Genomic DNA, 16,175 nt, shown 5'->3' on the forward strand with positions numbered 1-16,175 from the left:
GCGTACTGAGCAGCCACGTGGCAAACCTGCGATAGCCTGAGGTTGAGACCACCAGCAAGCTGAACGAGAAGAGTGCGAGTGAGCCGTCCTGCCACCATTGGAGAACTGCAGATTGCCCGTCAGCTCTGCCCCGATCTTTCCTGGGAAGACGCGGCGGTGAACGAAGGCGGACAATTCCACAAGGTGGTCATTGGCAATCCGCAAGCGGTGATTCGCATGGCGCGCACGCCAGCGGCCACGGAACAGATGCCCCGTTCCGTCAAGCTGCTGTCTTTGCTGGAGGGCCAGCTCAACTACCAGATTCCGGTGGCGGTTTCCGAGATCCTGCACGTCGACGGACTCAGCTCCGTGGCCATGTCTTTCATCCCCGGCAGCGCCCATGAACCGCATTACGGGGATCCGAAGGTGCTGGGACAGCTGGTCAAGGATTTGGCCGAGCTGCCGCTGGAGCCGATCAGCGAGCATCTGGCCAAACCGTTTTCATTCCGTGGCGAATGGACCCAGGCCAGGCAGCAGCAATGCTTCGATGCGCTGCCCGAGGAACTGCGAGGGCCTGCTACCGAGCTCTGGGCCCAGCTCGATTTCCTGGCGCAGGTTCCTGCGGGCTTGGTTCATGGCGATTTGGCCGGCCACAACATGCATTGGATCGGCGAGAAACTGGTTGGCATCTTGGACTGGGACCTGGCCGCTGCGTGGGACCCGGCTTTGAACACCGCTTACCTGAGCCTGTGGCATGGGTTGGAAATGGCGGATTTGATTGCTCCCAGCGCCGAGGAAGCATACCGGGCCAAAATCTGGTTGGGCCTGATGAGTCTTGAACGGCTATCGGATACGCTCTCGCGCACCGACAACCCGAAGATGGGCAAGCTCATGCGCAAGATTGGTCCGCGCATCCTCTCCGCTGCGCAGTCAATCAATGGCTAGGACGCATATTTACGAGCCCCATCAGGTCGCTGCCAGGCTAGCCGCCCGCCGTGGCGCACGCGAGCTGGCACTAACCGGGGAAGGCACCGAATTCCTTTTTTACAGCTCACTGCGCGGGACCCGCTACGAGGGCTACCGCGTCCCTCGAATGCGGGTCTACAACACCAGCAACAATCCGCAGATTTCGGCCAGCAGCCTTCAGATCAAGGAATTGCACTGCAGCCTCTGGGCTCAACAACATGGGTTGCCCAGCGCACGGGCAAGTGATCTCGTTGATCAAGATGGGTACCCGGTGTTGATCACCGAAGTCGTCGAAGATGACGGCTCGCCAGTGGACGCTCACGCATTGGGCTCGTTGCTGGCTTCTTTGCACGAACTTCCGCCGCTCGCTTTCGACGACGAAGGCAGTCAGGCCGGCACAATTTATGCGACGGTTGCCCAGCGCATCACTGACCGCTACGCGAAGCTAGCCCGCCAGCATTCGATGCCAGCCTTGCCATCGGCCCACGTGTTGCGTGCCCTTCTCGAAAGATCCTTGCACCGGCGCAGCCTGTTGCATCTGGATATCCGTAGGCAGAACGTTCGTGTTCTGGCTGGAATGCCCCTGGCCATATTCGATTGGAGTAATGCCCTCTGCGCTTCCCCGGAGATGGAACTGGCACGTATCGAGGAATACGCTGCCATTGCCGAAAACGGTTTGGACAACGAGCGCTTGCGTACTGCATATACCGCAAATGGCGGCAGTTTCAACGACACTTCGGCAGCGTGGACTGTGCTGAGATTGGATGCTGCGGTGATGCTCGCCGGGGTATTCAACTCCGTGTCTCCCGATAGCAATCGTGAACAGCTCTTCCTCGCGCGAAGCCGGACGTTGCTTGAAAGCCTGGGCACCTCGCTTTGACCTGTGCGGCCGGCCCGGCTTGTTGCGCGCGCTGCTTTGAAAGGACCTCCGCAGACCATCGGAAAAGATAGTGCTTGGCATCCTTTGGTTCCGCAAGCACAAACGCCGACCGGCCCAGCGGCTCGGAGGGCAGTCCCAGCGCAGCTAGGATTTCTCCTCGGGCCGATATTCCGCCACGTCCATGGCTGCACGCATGCCGGCCTTGGCCAAGGCACCCAGTTGCTCGCTTGTAGCGTCGTTGTCCGTGATGATGCCGGTCAGGTTCTGGCGATCCAAGATGACAAACGAGCGCCTGCCGATCTTCGATGAATCAGCCACCAGGTAGCTGCTGCTCGATTGCCGGATCATTTGCTCATTGACTGCCGCTTCCATTTCATCGCTGACCATCGGACCGACTTCGGGATCCAACCCGTTGATTCCGACAAAAGACAAGTCAATGGTGATCTTTGCCAGAGAGGACTGCGCCATTGGACCAACCAGCTCGTAAGAACGGTCGTTGAGCACGCCGCCAGTAACCATCACCCGGATATGCGGGCGGACGGCCAGCATCGAGGCAATATTCACGGCGTTGGTGACCACGGTCAACGTGACCCGGCCCGGTTCACCCACCAGGTCTTGACGCAGGCTCAGCTCGCTGGCGATCGCCTTGGTGGTGGTTCCCCCGGATAATCCGATGACCATATTCTGCGAGACCATGTCGGCTGCCAGCTTCGCGATTTGCGCCTTCGCGCGGTCATTGCTATCGCGCTGGTAGCGGGAAGGCAAGTCGTAGGCCACCGAGTTGGAGACCGCACCTCCGTGAGTGCGGGTAAGCAGTGATGCGGCGGCCAATGCGTCCAGGTCCCGGCGCGCCGTGGCCGGGCTGGTACCCAGCTGCTTGACGACTTCCTCCACATCGATCTGGCCGCGGCTGGCCAGCAGATCGAGGATCTGGTTCTGCCGTTCCTCGCGTTTCATCGTGCGCGCTCCTTAATTTTCCAGTTCATCAAGCGTGCAGCGCAGTTGGCGCACCTGTTGCTCAGATACTTCGATGGTATCGGCATAGCGGGTCTTGGCAGAAGAATGAACGGCTGCGACTCCCAGTCTGCGTACGGATTCAATATCTGTTGCCTGCAGCCCGCCACCGCACATGATCTCGATCCGGCTGCCGGCGGCTTGAACCATGGCCTCGATCGTGGCCATGCCCTGGCCAACGGTTCTTCTCCCGCCGCTGCTGAGCACTCGGTGAGCCGGGAAATCCAGAAGCCTGGCAAGTTCCCCCACTGGGTCTCTGCTGGCATCGATGGCCCGGTGCACCGTGATTTCCAGCCTCTGGTTCACCGCCAGGGCGGCCTCGGCCCAGTGCCGCATCATGGCCAAGTCCAGTGCCCCGCGTGGATCCAGCGCACCGAGCACTATCCCGTCTACCCCCGCGACAGCAAGGCGTGCAGCTTGCCTCTCCATGAGCGCAGCTTCCTCGGTGGTGTAGCGGAAATTTCCCGGACGGCTGCGCAGCAGTGCGTGCACCCCTCGTGGAGGCCGATGCTCAAGGATCTGCTCGAGCGCTTCAGGGTTTGGTGTGAGCCCGCCTAGTTCCAGTGCTTGGCAGGCTTCGAGCCGATCGGCTCCGGCCCGCGTTGCCCGTTGGGCGCATGCACCAGACGTGGCCACGATTTCCAGCGCCGGCAACGCCGTGCCCACGGCTATTTCACCGCACCGGCAGCCAGGCCGCCGATCAGCCGCTTCTCGATCAATGCGAAGAGCACGATCACCGGAACGATGGCCACAATGGATACTCCGAAAACGTATTGCCATGCAGTGGAGTACTGGCCAACGAACTTGGTCAACGCAACGCTCAACGGTTGGTTCTCGGCGGTGGAGAGGATCACCAGCGAGGCAGCGAATTCATTCCAGCAGGAAACAAAAGTGAAGATCACTGCCGTGACAATACCCGGCCAAACCAGTGGAAGGTTGATGGTGAACAGCACCCGCAGCTTTCCAGCCCCGTCAATCTGTGCGGCTTCATCGATGCTGCGTGGCACCCCTGCGAAGAACGAGTGCATGATCCACACCGCGAAGGCCAGATTGAAGGCGGCATTGATCAGGATCATTGCCAGCCAAGTGTCGTTCAGATTCCAAGCCAGCATCTGCTTGAACAAACCTGCGGTGAGCACGGCAGGCTGCAGCATCTGCGTGACAATCACCAAGAACATGAATACCATCTTGCCCGGGAACTTGAAGCGGGCGGTGTAGTAGGCGGCCGGGGTCGCGACCAGCAGTACCAGCAAGGTGGCGAAAACCGCGATCACGATGGTGGAGATCAAGTTGTAGGGCACCGGAGTTTCCGGGGTCTCCCACATGGTGATGTAGTTGGAAAACCGCGCGCCATCCTGCGGCAGGTATTTTGGCGGGATAGCCAGGATTTCGGATTGGGTTTTCAGCGACCCGATCAGCATCGTGCCGTAGGGAATGAGGAAGATAATGACTACCGCGAAGCCTACAACCATCCGGCCGATGACAGTCTTCTTCGCGGCTCGATCTTCGGTTACCAAAAATGCCACGGCTAGATCTCCTGCATGGGTTTGACGGTTTTCACGTAGATCGCCACAATCACCAGCACGATTGCGAAATTCACAACCGAAAGTGCCGAAGACAGATCCAGTCGGCGGTCGAATTGCAGCACCTTGAAGATGTAGGTCATCAGCGTGTCTGCGCTGTTGCCGGGGATGGATCCGGTCATCACTTTCAATATCGGCAAGTTATTGAAGACGTTGATGATGTTGATCAGCACCGAGACGGCCAGCGCGGATCGCAGCTGGGGAATGATCACCAACAGGTAGGTTTTCCATCTACCGGCTCCATCTACGCGGGCTGCTTCCAAAGTTTCTTGCGGGATTGCTTGCAACCCGGCCAGCAGGGTGTAGGTCGTAAAAGGGATGGAAACAAAGATGGCCACAACTACCGAAACGGCAATGGCGGGAACGGCGTTCTTGGTCCATCCGTAGCCTTCATCCATCAAGCCGAGTTGAACAAAGAAGTGGTTGAAGATGCCGTAGTTCGGATCCAGCCCGTAGTAGAAAACTGTGGTGGTCATGACTACTGAGGCGGCCCATGGGACGATAACCGCCATCCGGACGATGGTGCGTCCAGGGAAGGGTTTGTTCAAGAACTGGGCCAGGACCAGTGACAGCAGCACGGTAATGACCACCACCGACACCACCCAGAGAACGGTGTTGAGCAAAACGCGGGGCAAGACCGGGTCTTGGAAGATGGTCACGAAGTTCTCCAGGCCTGCCGATTCAAGATCGGTTCCCACCGAAGAGATCTTCCTGGTCGAGTTGTAGATCATGTAGCCGGCGGGGAACACCACGATGGCCAGGATCAGCAAGAGTGCCGGCCCAATCCATGGCAAAGAAGACAAGAATGTCTGGGAATCCGTGCCTCGGCGGCGGGTGCGCCGGGCCCGGTTCGTGGCTGGCAGTACGGAGCTCATAGTCGGCTCGCTTTCGTTGCGTTCGGCCAGGTAACCCTGGGACCGGAGATTCTCGGTTGTCCAGCACGGCAGGCCCGGCAGTGTTACGCCGGGCCTGCCGTGGAATGCTTCCGGTAGCAGTTCCTAGCTTGCGGCGTCGGCCTTGGCTTGGATGCTCTCGAGTACTTCCTGAGCAGACTTGCCGGTCCCCAACTCGCCCATCAGTGACTTGAATGCACCATCGGTGGCGTTCCATGCCGGGTTTGTCGTCGGGTAGAAGACCGCGTTAGGCAACATGTCCAGGAATGGCGTGAGTGTTTCGTCTCCAGCCATCTTCTCGGAGCCGGACTTCGTCGTTGGCAAGAATCCTTCGGTGCTCACCCAATCGGTGTAGACGTCAGCGGAGAAGAAGTAGTCCATGAATTCTTTGACGGCACCAGACTTGCTGCCGTCATTCCTGAAGGACATCAAGCGATCGGCAACACCCAGCGTTGCAGGCTCACCGGATTTCGTCGGCACGGCAGCCACACCGTAGTCCAGCTTCGGGTTCTCGTCCTCAATCTGCCCGATTGTCTGCGGCAGCGCGTAGGCGAAGCCGAGCTTGCCTTGGACGAACGTGTTGAGCATCGGGGTACGCTGTGTGGCACCGGGATCATTCTGGGTGACACCGTCGTCTACCATCTTCTTCATGAACTCGGCCGCTTCGAGGTTTTGCGGCGTATTCACCGAGATCTTCTGCGAGTCTCCGAAACTGCCACCGTTTCCGGCGAACCAGATCAGCGATTCGCCCTGGGCTTCCTCGCTGCCCAGGGGCATCCCGTAACCATCGGCCTTGGTTTTCTCGCTGATCAGCTTCGATGCATCATGGAGTTCTTCCCAGGTGGTAGGAACGGCATCAACGCCGGCTTCTTCCATCAGGGCCTTGTTGTAGAACAAAGCCCGGGCCGAAGCGATCAATGGCAAACCGAATTGGGTGCCTTCGAACTTCTCCGCGTCCGCAAAAGTCGTTTGGAAATCATCGATGGTTTCCTGCGAGGCAATGTCACTTGCCGGTGCAAGCAGGCCCTCGGCAGCGAACTCCGCGAAGGCTCCGCCGTTGTAGATGTCAGGAGCTTGTCCACCCTGCAACTTGGTTTTCAGCACACCCTCGATGTTTTCCCAAGACTGGACTTCGAGATTGACGTCAATGTTCTCGTGCTCGGCTTCGAAGTCAGCGATTACGCCTTCCCAGAGGCCCTTGGTCCCCTCCGAGTATGTCGGTACGAGCATGTTCAAGGTCGTAGTGCCACCTGAAGCATCCGCGGATCCGCCACCATTATCAGAAAAACCGCAACTGGTCAGTAGCAATGCCGCGGCTGTTGAAAGGGCGAGAACCCCGGTTCGCGTCGTACGTTTCATGGTTGCTCCTCATCGCTGTGATGCTTTGCATCGATGCAAGTGTGAATAATTCGTGACTTTTCTTGCCGATATAAATCAAGAAAAGTCAGATTCACTAAAAAGTATGAAGTGTTACGGATCACAGGTCAAGAGAAGTTTGATATTTAGAGATTTAACTTGTTCGAAAAAGCTCATAAGTAATCATTAGTGCATGCTTCTTTGCCAGTTTAGTGCTCAAGCAAGGCAAAGAGGCGGAGCAGGCGGGCCGCTTCTGAGGCCAAGGCTGTGCGGCCAGCGCCGACATATTTGCGTGAGTCAACGGCATCAGGATTGGCTTCGAGCCAATCACGCACGGCACGGGTAAAGAATCCATTCAGGTGCGTGGAAACATTAATCTTGCGCATGCCGGAGTTAATCGCCTTGACCAGCGTAGTGTCGGCGACCCCGGATGACCCGTGGAGCACCACTGGTATGGCCAGCGTTGATGAAAGCTGCTCAATCAGTGGCAAGTCCAGGCTTGCAGATCGCTCAAGCATGGCGTGCGAGGAACCGACGGCCACGGCGAGGGCATCAACCTCTGTCAGAGAATGAAAATGCCGTGCTTCGACAGGGTCGGTGCGTACCCCAGGGGCGTGGGCACCGTCCTTTCCGCCAATTTCTCCAAGTTCTGCCTCGACGTAGACCCCTTGGCGATGGGCGGCTTCCACTACTCGTATGGTGGCTGCAACGTTTTGCTCAAAGGGCAGTTTGGCGCCGTCGAACATGACCGATCCAAATCCCAGATCCATTGCCTGGTATACCAGCGATTCATCCTCGGCATGATCCAGATGCACAGCCACCGGGACTTCGGCAGATTCGGCCAATGTCAGTGTTGCAGCGGCAATCGCGTGGAGTCCACCGTGGTATTTCACGCAATTCTCGCTAATCTGCAAGATCACCGGCAACCCGACCTGCTCAGCTCCACCGATTATGGCTTGGGCGGTCTCGAGGTGAATAACATTAAAAGCTCCTTGGCCTCGGCGTTGCTTTACTGCCTGATCCATAATTTGGCTGGTGGGAACCAATGGCATGGTCGTGCTCCTTAGATTTGTTCGTTCGCAGGGATAATGCGGTACTTGGTGTCTCTAGCCAGCTCGATGTGCTGGGGTGACAGGCTCCCTGCAGTTGGCATGAGTACCGTAGCCGCGGACCAGGCGACAGCCCGTCGCAAGATCGCTTCCCGGTTCAGCAGCTGCACAAACCCCGAGGCGATAGCGGCCACGGCCGAATCCCCTGCCCCAGTTGGGTTCCCGGACAACGTTCGGTTGAGTTTGGCATGGGCGACCAGCGGTGTTTCCCTGGTGAAGTGGTACAGCCCTTGGGCCCCGGCACTGACATAGACTTCCGGAGCGCCAAGACGCAGCAATTCTCGCGCTCCCTCACCTATGCTGGCGCAACCGGTGGCCTCGCGCAGCTCATGATCGTTGGGCTTGAGAACCGCCCCGCATTTGGCAGCGAGCAGCAGGTTTGGCCCACTGGTATCCACCACAGTCCACAGTCCTTGGCCGGTGGCGTGGCCAATGAGCCTGCAGATTGTCTCCCTGGGAGTTCCCGGTGGCCAGGATCCGCAGATGGCCACCGCGCTCGCTGTCGAAAGCAAGGCCTGGAACTCGCTTTCTATACGCGACCAGTCGGCAGTTGCCAGCGCAGTACCGGTTTCGTTGAAAATGCTCGTAATGTCGGACTCCGCGTCATGGAAAGCCATGGAGCGGCGGGTGGGAGCAGAAGTGCGAACCGGCTTGATCGCAATGCCCTGCTGCCTTAATTCGACAGCGAATTGCTCTCCAAGGCTGCCACCCAGCGGACATATGACTTCGACGTTAAGGCCCTGGGAGTGCAGTACCTTGGCGACATTGATCCCCTTGCCACCTGCTTGTCGATGCTGCAGCGTGACCCTGTGGCTGGAGTCCAGCTTCAAATTCGGGGTCAAGTAGGTTTCGTCCATGGCCGGATTCGGCGTGAAGCTAAGAATCATGGGTGGCGCCCTGCCCGGGGACGTGTTGCCTGGCGGGCGAGCAGCAAGGCACCTTGCAACCCTGCGTCCGCGCCAAGCCGAGCCGGAACCATCCGCGGTCTGCGTTGGAAAGATAATCGCCGTTCTAGCGATTGTTCTATCTCGGCAAAGAACGATGGCCCGGCTTGAGCCAAACCTCCGCCAATGATGATTCCTTCTGGCGCGGTTGATGAGCATAGTTGAGCCAGCGTGAAGCTCAGAGCCTCAATGGCCTCTGCAATGATCGCTGCCGCTTTGGCGTCTCCAGCGGCCCGGGCGGCGAAGACTTCTTTGGCACCGGCCGAGGTTCCCGTGGCTTGTTCATACCTTCGTGCGATGGCACCGGCCGAGGCAAGGGTTTCCAGGCAGCCTGTGGCACCGCAAGCACAGAGCAGGCCTCCAGGGACCGGCGCATGCCCCAGTTCCCCTGCGTAACCGCCAGCTTCCAAGAGACGTCCGTCGACCACCAAGGCCGACGCAATCCCGGTTCCTATGATCAAAATGGTGCTGTTGCGCCGCAGTGCGTCGTCGTGTGAGCCGCTTCCTAACTCCAATTCTGCTCGGGCAGCCGAAGCCACATCATGCCCGAAGCCCACAGGCAGTCCGAGCGCGTCAGAGACCAGCCGCTTCATCGGAACATCGCGCCAGCCGAGGTTCGCTGAGAACAATGCCATCTCGGTAACCGGGTCTACCAATCCGCAGACCACCAGGCCCGCTGCCGCCGGCTGCTGGTTATTCGCTTCACAGAGCTTGGCTGCGAGCCCGAGCAATTGGTCAACGAGTACCTGGGCGGCAAGCTGCGGGGATGCCTTGCGCGTAGGTTCTCGCAGTACCCGGAGAATTTCTCCTTCTTCTGTGGCCAGCCCGGCTTTAACGTCGGTGCCGCCGACATCGAAGAGCAGATATCGCTTTAACATGGCTGAGTACTCAGCCTTCCAGAATCACCGAGCGCGTGAGGTTGCGCGGGTGGTCCGGGTCCATCCCCCGGGCACGCGCCCGGTCCAGGGTGACCCTGTGAATGTAGGCAAGCTCGGCCAACGGGTGACGGTCTTCATTGATGTAGATGGCGCCAGTGCTGCGCACCTGGATATCCAGGTCCTCGGGCTGTTCGCCGAGCATCCACGTCACTCGGTTGGGCGCGGCAATGGCGATCGGCCCGTGACGGTAGTCCATTGCAGGGTAGGCTTCGGTCCACCCTTGGACAGCCTCTCTCATTTTCAAGGCGGCTTCATGGGCCAGGCCCACGGAGACTCCCCGTCCAAGGAAGGTGAATTGTTCTGCGTCCACTAGTTCTTGTGGTGTTGGCGAGTTCACCAGCGCTTCGGCTTGGGTCATTGCGTGATCCAGCTTTTCCCCCACGCTGGAGAGCAAATAAGCCAGGGCAGTGGTAGCAAAACGCGTCTGGACGACGGACTGCTCATCGGCATAAGGCAGCTGAATCACGGCATCGAGCCTGTCCACTATCGGCGAGGCCACGTCCCCGATGATGCCTACGGTGTGGATGCTGTCATCGAGTTCGGCCAGCAGTTGGAGCACTTCAGAGGTGGTGCCCGAACGAGTAATCGCAACCACGGCATCGTAGTCACGCGTAGCGATACGCGCTTCAGATGCGGCGAAGGCATCAGTCACACCGTGGCCTGCTGCTTCTCTCGCCGCGGCATAGGCTTCAGCCATGAACCATGATGTCCCGCATCCCACTACGGCAACCTTCGCGCCCTTGGCCGGCAACAGGTTTTCGCGCTGTTGCTGCGCTACTGCACGACGCCACATCTCTGGTTGCGAGACCAGCTCTTCTTCCATATGTGCGCCTAGCACGGTTCGCTCGCTCATGCGTTTGCTCCTTTTGGCATGCAGTGCCCGACAGATCAGGATTGATGTTTTGTGATTATTTCTCGGCGATATCAGTCAGAAACAATCTATTTCGAGTATAGGGTGAGAAACCCGTCTTGAGAATGCCTGCCCAGAAATTCTCCAATTCCCGTTAATGGCAGACCGCACCCAAAAGCGGGGCGGCAATCGACTATTGCTGGGAATTAGATAGTCAGAGCGGAAATTACCGTGCTATTTCGGGCATGCAGATTCTGCTCGTCCGATAGCCGGTCCACTGATGTTCAACCCCTGCGAAATGTGTTCCCACCACGAGCCACGTGAGATGGGGCTTGATCGACCGATGGGATTACTGGCTTGGGCATAAAGAAAGCCCGCCTGAAAAATTTTCAAGCGGGCTTTCATGCACCGTTTCCGGTGCAAACAATATCTAGTTCAGTGCTGAGATGGCTGCATCGTAGTCCGGCTCGGTGGTGATCTCCGGGACGATCTGGCTGTAAACAACCTGGCCGTCTTCATCCAGGACAACAACCGAACGGGCCAGCAAGCCAGCCAGTGGACCGTCAACCTGGGTCACGCCATAGTCCGAACCGAAGTCGGAACGGAAGACCGAAGCAGCGGTAACGTTCTCGATGTCTTCGGCACCGCAGAAGCGTCCCAGTGCGAATGGCAAGTCAGCAGAAACGCACACCACGGTCGTGTTCTCCAGGCCAGCAGCCAATTCGTTGAAGCGACGCACGCTGGCAGCGCAAACGCCGGTATCAACCGACGGGAAGATGTTCAGGACAACGCGACGGCCAGCCAGCGATTCGCTGGTGACATCTGCAAGGCCGGTGTCGGTGAGAGTGAAAGCTGGAGCCTGCGAGCCAACGGCCGGCAGATCACCAATAGTCTGTACAGGGGTTCCCTTGAAAGCAGTATTAGCCATAGGTCCTGTTTATCATGAATGCCTAATCCGGAGCTATATTTTTTGCCTGCTAGCGCAAACAAGTCGCTCACCTCTCGTTCCTATGCAAAACTGTGGACATGGGCCCCGACTACGATTCATACGCAGCGAAGATGCGTGCTCAGACCCTTGACGGCACTGATTTGGAAGTAGTCGCCCGTTTCACCGACATGCTCTGCCGCCGCAATTCACGAATTCTCGATATCGGTTGCGGGGTAGGCAACACCGTCAACGCCTTGCGCCGCTTGGGACACCGTGGCTACGGCATAGATCCCACACCCCAAGTGCTGGATGTAGCTGCAGAGCTATTCGACGGGAGCTGGTTCCGGCAGCAATCGGCGAACCAGCTGGCCCTGGGCTCATTGGACGAGCATGACCTGCCAAGGACGTACGACGCCATATTGTTGACCGGTAATGTGCCTGCTTTCATTTCTCGCGATGAACTGCGAGGCGTTTTCAACTTAGCCGATCAGGTGCTCAGCGTCTCGGGCGTACTCGTTGTCGGAACCACCCGCCATGCCAACGGCGGACCGGAAGACCAGGACGAACTTCGCGAAGGAACCTCGCTGCAGCTCGTGCAGCGATTCGCCGACTGGCATTTGGCTCCCTACCGTTCTGGCTCCCAATGGTCGGTGAGCGTGTACGCGCGCACCGGTCAGCGTTCAGGATTCGAGAGCCCCGATGGAATATTCATTCTGCCCTCCTAGCCTCGTGGCTATTTGCGAAACGCCGCCAGGTATTCAACAGGCGGCAAGCTTTTCAAGGCCTGGAATCGCTGCCTAAATGCGACCGCTGTTTCGTAGCCAACTGACTTTGCAAGAGCAGCTGCCGTTTAATCGGTTTCCACGAGCCGCAGGCAAGCCTCTTTTATTCTCAGTGACATTGGGACAGTGGGCATCCCCATGCAGAACTGTGCTGAGCCAAGCGGGAGAATTGCCCATGGCTCCGGGCACGAGACGCTAATTTCCCAGCGCTAGGAAGCTACCAGTCCGGGAAGGCACGGAGGCTTGCCTCGATCTCACCAGAAGCCGCCACCAGTCGTCGGGAATTGGGAGTACCGGACCTGCGTGGCCAGCAGGGGCAGGCATTGAAGGCTTCTCATCGCTTCCATCGAGCAGTCGGACAGAATACAGAGTCCTAGTTTTGCTTACGGCTTGGACTGCTTCAATCCGCAGCACGGCTCGGGGCCGAAGAATCCTTGCGGCCGGATCCCTGCCGCCCCTATCCCCCTTCCCTGGGCGCGCGCGATCCAGACAAATTTTGGATGGGCTCTCACATAGCTCTAGATCGCTTTGCCGGCCCGATACACGCTGTGGGTCAAGTTCATCCCAGGACGGTACGCCAGATGCGCAGCAACTGGCGCGTCAAGAACATGCAGATCCGCGCGCTTGCCGATCTCAATAGATCCCACTTGGTCGGCAACGCCCAGCGCGAGCGCCCCTCCGTAGGTTGCCGCCTCGATGGCTTCAGCCAGGGTCAGGTCCATTTGGAGCACTGCGGTAGCCACGCAGAAGTTCATGTTGCTCGTGTAGCTGGTACCCGGATTGCAGTTGCTTGCCAGTGCGATTCGCACGCCTGCATCGAGCAGTGCACGGCCCGGGGCCAGCGGTTGCCTTGTGGACAGGTCGCAGGCGGGCAAGCAGGTGGCGACGGTGCCCGCAGTCCCTGTTCTTGTTGCAGTGTCCCAGCCAGCCCAGCTTCCGGCGAGCGCATGGAGGTCCTGTTCGTCCAGGTAATTCACGTGGTCTACCGAGTGGCTGCCGAACTCTACGGCCAGCTTCACGCCCGGCCCTGGACCCAGCTGGTTTCCGTGGACCTTGGTTGCCAGTCCCTTGTTCCTTGCGGCGTCCAAGACCCGGCGCGAGTGTTCTTCGGTGAATGCGCCGCGTTCGCAGAAGACATCCACGAAGTCGACGTTGGCCGCCACGGCATCCAGCATCGGTCCGGTGACCAAATCGGTGTAGTCATCGGCGTCCCATCCTGCCGGTACCAGGTGAGCGCCAAGGAAAGTCAGGGAATCGACCAGCGGCTTGCCCAGCACCGAATGCCGGATTTCTTCCTCCAGTGCCAGTCCGTAGCCGGTCTTGGTTTCCATCCAGGTGGTGCCCATCGCAAGAGCTTCACGGCGGCGATCAGCCACGAGGTCGGCCAGCTCCTTGTCCGAGAGCTGCCCGGTAGCCGAGGTGGTGACCGCGATGCCTCCAGCGGCATAGGACTGGCCTGCCATGCGGGCTACGAACTCCTCGGCGCGGTCGCCGCCGAAAATCAGGTGGCTGTGGGAATCAACCCAACCGGGCAGCACCGCACGGCCGCCCAAATCGATCTCGTGTCCCGCAGCAGGTGCATGCGCCATGTTGCCGATCCATGAAACCAGTCCGTCCTCGATCAGCACCGCCGCGTCTTCCAGCACGCGGCCCTTCGCGTCAACCGTAGTCAGCTGTCCAATGTTGGTAAGCAACAAGGTTGCCATGAGCGCTCCGCCTTCGTGGTATTTCCAATCCTTTAGCCAAGAGCCTACCCATGGCTTGTTGCCTGTGGGGCAGAACAACAGGGTGCCCGTCTGGGATTTCAGACTGGCACCCTTTTGTTCCCACTTCAGGCCAGGGTTACCCCTTGGTGGCACCTGCCAGCAATCCCCGCACGAAGAACCGTTGCAGGGCGAAGAAGACCGCCAGCGGAATGATCATCGAGATGAAAGCGCCTGCGGTGAGCAGCTCCCAGGATTGCCCGTAGGTACCCGAGAGGTCTTGGAGCGCTTTCGTGATCGGCAAGCCTCCACCCGAGGTGAAGACCGTCGCCACCAAGAGGTCATTCCACACCCAGAGGAACTGGAAGATTCCGAAGGAAGCAATAGCCGGCATCGACAGGGGCAGGACGATCTTCGAGAAGATCTTCCCGTGCCCGGCTCCGTCAACACGAGCAGCCTCGATGACCTCATCGGGGATCTCCGAAATGAAGTTGTGCAGCATGAAGATCGCCAACGGCAAGGCGAAGATCGTGTGGGCAATCCAGACCTTGGCGTAGGCGCCATCCAACCCGTTGACTCCCAAGCCCGGCAGGATATACAGCCCACCGATCTTCACTCCGTCCGAGAACAGCTGGAGCAGCGGAACCAGCGCCATCTGGATCGGAACGATCTGCAGGGCGAAAATGAGAACGAAGAGCGTATTGCGCCCCTTGAAGTTGATCCACGCGAAAGCGTAGGCAGCCAAGCTGGCGACAAGGATCGGCACGATCGCCGCCGGAATGGTGATGACCAGCGAATTCAGGAACGCCTTGGACAGCGGAAGGCTGTCGCCGGAGGCAAAGGCCTGCGCATAGTTATCGAGCGTGAATGAAGGGTTGGACAGGGCTGTCCACCAGCCCGAGGTCTTGATGTCATCAGCCTGCCTGAAGGAGGAGACGAACAGGCCGAAGGTGGGGATGGTCCACACCGCGGCAATGATGAACGCCGCAATGGTGGCTGCGCGGGAGGTGGTGGCTTTGCGCAGTTTCCCGCTGGTTTTCTCGGTAGCTGCCAAGAGGCGTCGAGAGGATTCGCTGACGGTGCTCATCGGATTCCCCTTTGCTTCTTATGCTGGCGGACGTTGTAGATGATGATCGGCAGTACCAGGATGAACAGGATGACGGCCAGGGCCGAGCTGTAGCCGGTGCGTGCCCCGAGCTGGAACTGGCGCACCATTTCGAATGCCAGCACCGTTGTATCCGAGCGTCCGCCGGTCATCGATGAGACGATGTCGAAGACCTTGAGCGAGGCGATGGAAATGGTGGTCAATACGACGATGACGGTGGAGCGGATCCCCGGCAGCGTGACATTGGCAAAGCGCTGCCATGGGCTGGCCCCGTCCAGGGAGGCTGCTTCGATTTGCTCTGCGGGCACGCCCTTGATGGCCGCGGACAGGATGACCATGGCGAATCCCGCCTGTGTCCAGATCAGGATGACCACTAGGAACAACGTGTTCCACGGTTCGAGCCCGAGCCAGTCGACCGGGGTGGCCCCGAATGCCGTGATGATCGCGTTGAGCACGCCTATTTGCTCGCCCTGGCGGATGTCGTAGAAGAACTTGAAGATGATCGATGCGCCAACGAAGGAAATCGCCATGGGCATGAACACCAGCAGCTTGAAGAACTTCTCGCCACGGCTCTTGTCGATGAATACCGCGTAGGCCAATCCGATGATAGTGGAGACCACGGGCGCCACCAGAACCCACACCAGGGTATTGAGCAGGGCGGTCAGGCCATCGGGGCTGGTGAACACCCAGCGAAAATTCCCCAGTCCGACGAAGCCGGATCCGTCGTTGGCCATGAAGGCGCTGAGCGCGGTGCGGACCGTGGGGTAGATCAAGCCCATAGCGAGCAGCAGCATGGCCGGAGCCAGGAAACCGGAGAGCTGCAGCAGCGAGCCGGCGCCGGATCGCGAGCGCCGGTCCAGGAAAAACAGCACCGCGCCGAGCACCGCGGCCAGCGCGGCCACCCACATCACGGAGTTGTACAGGCCCAGGACCAGCAGGATCGCCACCGGGACCAAGACCGCGGCGGCAAAGCGCACGACGGCGAAAACCCGTCCGCCCTTGGTCGCTATCTCGACAAAGGCGAGGATCGCTGCGATCAAGACCGCGAAGGCAACCAGGACGATCGGCACTTGGACTAGCGGCGGAACGCCAGCCAGCCACTGGAAGAATTCAGACATGCGCTCAGGCTCCTACAATCCCGGCCA

At 59.1% G+C, this 16,175-nt stretch carries 16 protein-coding genes; 3 read left to right on the forward strand and 13 right to left on the reverse strand.

Annotation, left to right across the window (positions count from 1 at the left end):
• The first annotated feature begins 78 nt into the window (after window positions 1-78).
• Together ACNPN0_RS17625 and ACNPN0_RS17630 are read left to right on the forward strand one after the other, a co-directional pair.
• Entirely contained in the window at window positions 79-924 is an 846-nt protein-coding gene (locus ACNPN0_RS17625) for a phosphotransferase family protein (protein WP_448937481.1), read from the forward strand.
• Window positions 917-1,825 (forward strand): phosphotransferase family protein, encoded by a 909-nt coding sequence (locus ACNPN0_RS17630; protein WP_448937482.1) that lies wholly within the window; start codon window positions 917-919, stop codon window positions 1,823-1,825. The genes ACNPN0_RS17625 and ACNPN0_RS17630 overlap by 8 nt, the downstream gene beginning before the upstream one ends.
• A gap of 144 nt (window positions 1,826-1,969) precedes the next feature.
• On the opposite strand, the gene ACNPN0_RS17635 is transcribed toward ACNPN0_RS17630, so the two are convergent.
• The 10 genes from ACNPN0_RS17635 to tpx all read right to left on the reverse strand — a co-directional run bounded on the left by ACNPN0_RS17635 (window position 1,970) and on the right by tpx (window position 11,440).
• Entirely contained in the window at window positions 1,970-2,782 is an 813-nt protein-coding gene (locus ACNPN0_RS17635) for a DeoR/GlpR family DNA-binding transcription regulator (RefSeq protein WP_448937483.1), read from the reverse strand.
• Window positions 2,783-2,794: 12 nt separating this feature from the next.
• Window positions 2,795-3,505 (reverse strand): copper homeostasis protein CutC, encoded by a 711-nt coding sequence (locus tag ACNPN0_RS17640; RefSeq protein WP_448937484.1) that lies wholly within the window; start codon window positions 3,503-3,505, stop codon window positions 2,795-2,797.
• A 2-nt stretch (window positions 3,506-3,507) separates the two neighbouring features.
• The gene (locus tag ACNPN0_RS17645; protein ID WP_448937485.1) at window positions 3,508-4,365 is read right to left on the reverse strand and encodes a carbohydrate ABC transporter permease; all 858 of its coding nucleotides are present in this window, start codon (window positions 4,363-4,365) and stop codon (window positions 3,508-3,510) included.
• A gap of 2 nt (window positions 4,366-4,367) precedes the next feature.
• The gene (locus ACNPN0_RS17650; RefSeq protein ID WP_388024034.1) at window positions 4,368-5,297 is read right to left on the reverse strand and encodes a carbohydrate ABC transporter permease; all 930 of its coding nucleotides are present in this window, start codon (window positions 5,295-5,297) and stop codon (window positions 4,368-4,370) included.
• A gap of 123 nt (window positions 5,298-5,420) precedes the next feature.
• The gene (locus ACNPN0_RS17655) at window positions 5,421-6,674 is read right to left on the reverse strand and encodes an extracellular solute-binding protein (RefSeq protein ID WP_448937486.1); all 1,254 of its coding nucleotides are present in this window, start codon (window positions 6,672-6,674) and stop codon (window positions 5,421-5,423) included.
• Between the two features lie 206 nt (window positions 6,675-6,880).
• Window positions 6,881-7,723 carry a class II fructose-bisphosphate aldolase gene (locus tag ACNPN0_RS17660; protein ID WP_448937487.1) on the reverse strand — a complete coding sequence of 281 codons (843 nt, stop codon included), beginning with the start codon at window positions 7,721-7,723 and terminating at the stop codon, window positions 6,881-6,883.
• 11 nt (window positions 7,724-7,734) lie between these two features.
• On the reverse strand, window positions 7,735-8,637 hold the full coding sequence (locus tag ACNPN0_RS17665; protein ID WP_448937488.1) for a 1-phosphofructokinase family hexose kinase: 903 nt from the start codon (window positions 8,635-8,637) through the stop codon (window positions 7,735-7,737).
• Between the two features lie 26 nt (window positions 8,638-8,663).
• Window positions 8,664-9,602, reverse strand: a complete 939-nt coding sequence (locus ACNPN0_RS17670; RefSeq protein ID WP_448937489.1) for an ROK family protein — start codon at window positions 9,600-9,602, stop codon at window positions 8,664-8,666.
• A gap of 10 nt (window positions 9,603-9,612) precedes the next feature.
• Entirely contained in the window at window positions 9,613-10,515 is a 903-nt protein-coding gene (locus tag ACNPN0_RS17675) for an SIS domain-containing protein (RefSeq protein ID WP_448937490.1), read from the reverse strand.
• A gap of 427 nt (window positions 10,516-10,942) precedes the next feature.
• Entirely contained in the window at window positions 10,943-11,440 is a 498-nt protein-coding gene (tpx, locus tag ACNPN0_RS17680; protein ID WP_448937491.1) for a thiol peroxidase, read from the reverse strand.
• A gap of 98 nt (window positions 11,441-11,538) precedes the next feature.
• Here tpx and ACNPN0_RS17685 point away from each other — a divergent pair, with 98 nt between their 5' ends.
• A complete protein-coding gene (locus tag ACNPN0_RS17685; protein WP_448937492.1) occupies window positions 11,539-12,165 on the forward strand; it encodes a class I SAM-dependent methyltransferase in 627 nt (208 codons plus the stop codon).
• Between the two features lie 575 nt (window positions 12,166-12,740).
• On the opposite strand, the gene hutI is transcribed toward ACNPN0_RS17685, so the two are convergent.
• The 3 genes from hutI to ACNPN0_RS17700 all read right to left on the reverse strand — a co-directional run bounded on the left by hutI (window position 12,741) and on the right by ACNPN0_RS17700 (window position 16,148).
• A complete protein-coding gene (hutI, locus tag ACNPN0_RS17690; protein ID WP_448937493.1) occupies window positions 12,741-13,928 on the reverse strand; it encodes an imidazolonepropionase in 1,188 nt (395 codons plus the stop codon).
• Between the two features lie 136 nt (window positions 13,929-14,064).
• Window positions 14,065-15,012 (reverse strand): carbohydrate ABC transporter permease, encoded by a 948-nt coding sequence (locus ACNPN0_RS17695; RefSeq protein WP_332498752.1) that lies wholly within the window; start codon window positions 15,010-15,012, stop codon window positions 14,065-14,067.
• Window positions 15,009-16,148 carry a carbohydrate ABC transporter permease gene (locus ACNPN0_RS17700; RefSeq protein WP_448937494.1) on the reverse strand — a complete coding sequence of 380 codons (1,140 nt, stop codon included), beginning with the start codon at window positions 16,146-16,148 and terminating at the stop codon, window positions 15,009-15,011. Before ACNPN0_RS17700 ends, ACNPN0_RS17695 begins: the two co-directional genes overlap by 4 nt.
• Between the last annotated feature and the right edge of the window lie 27 nt (window positions 16,149-16,175).

It is taken from the genome of Glutamicibacter sp. AGC84 (genome assembly GCF_053543575.1).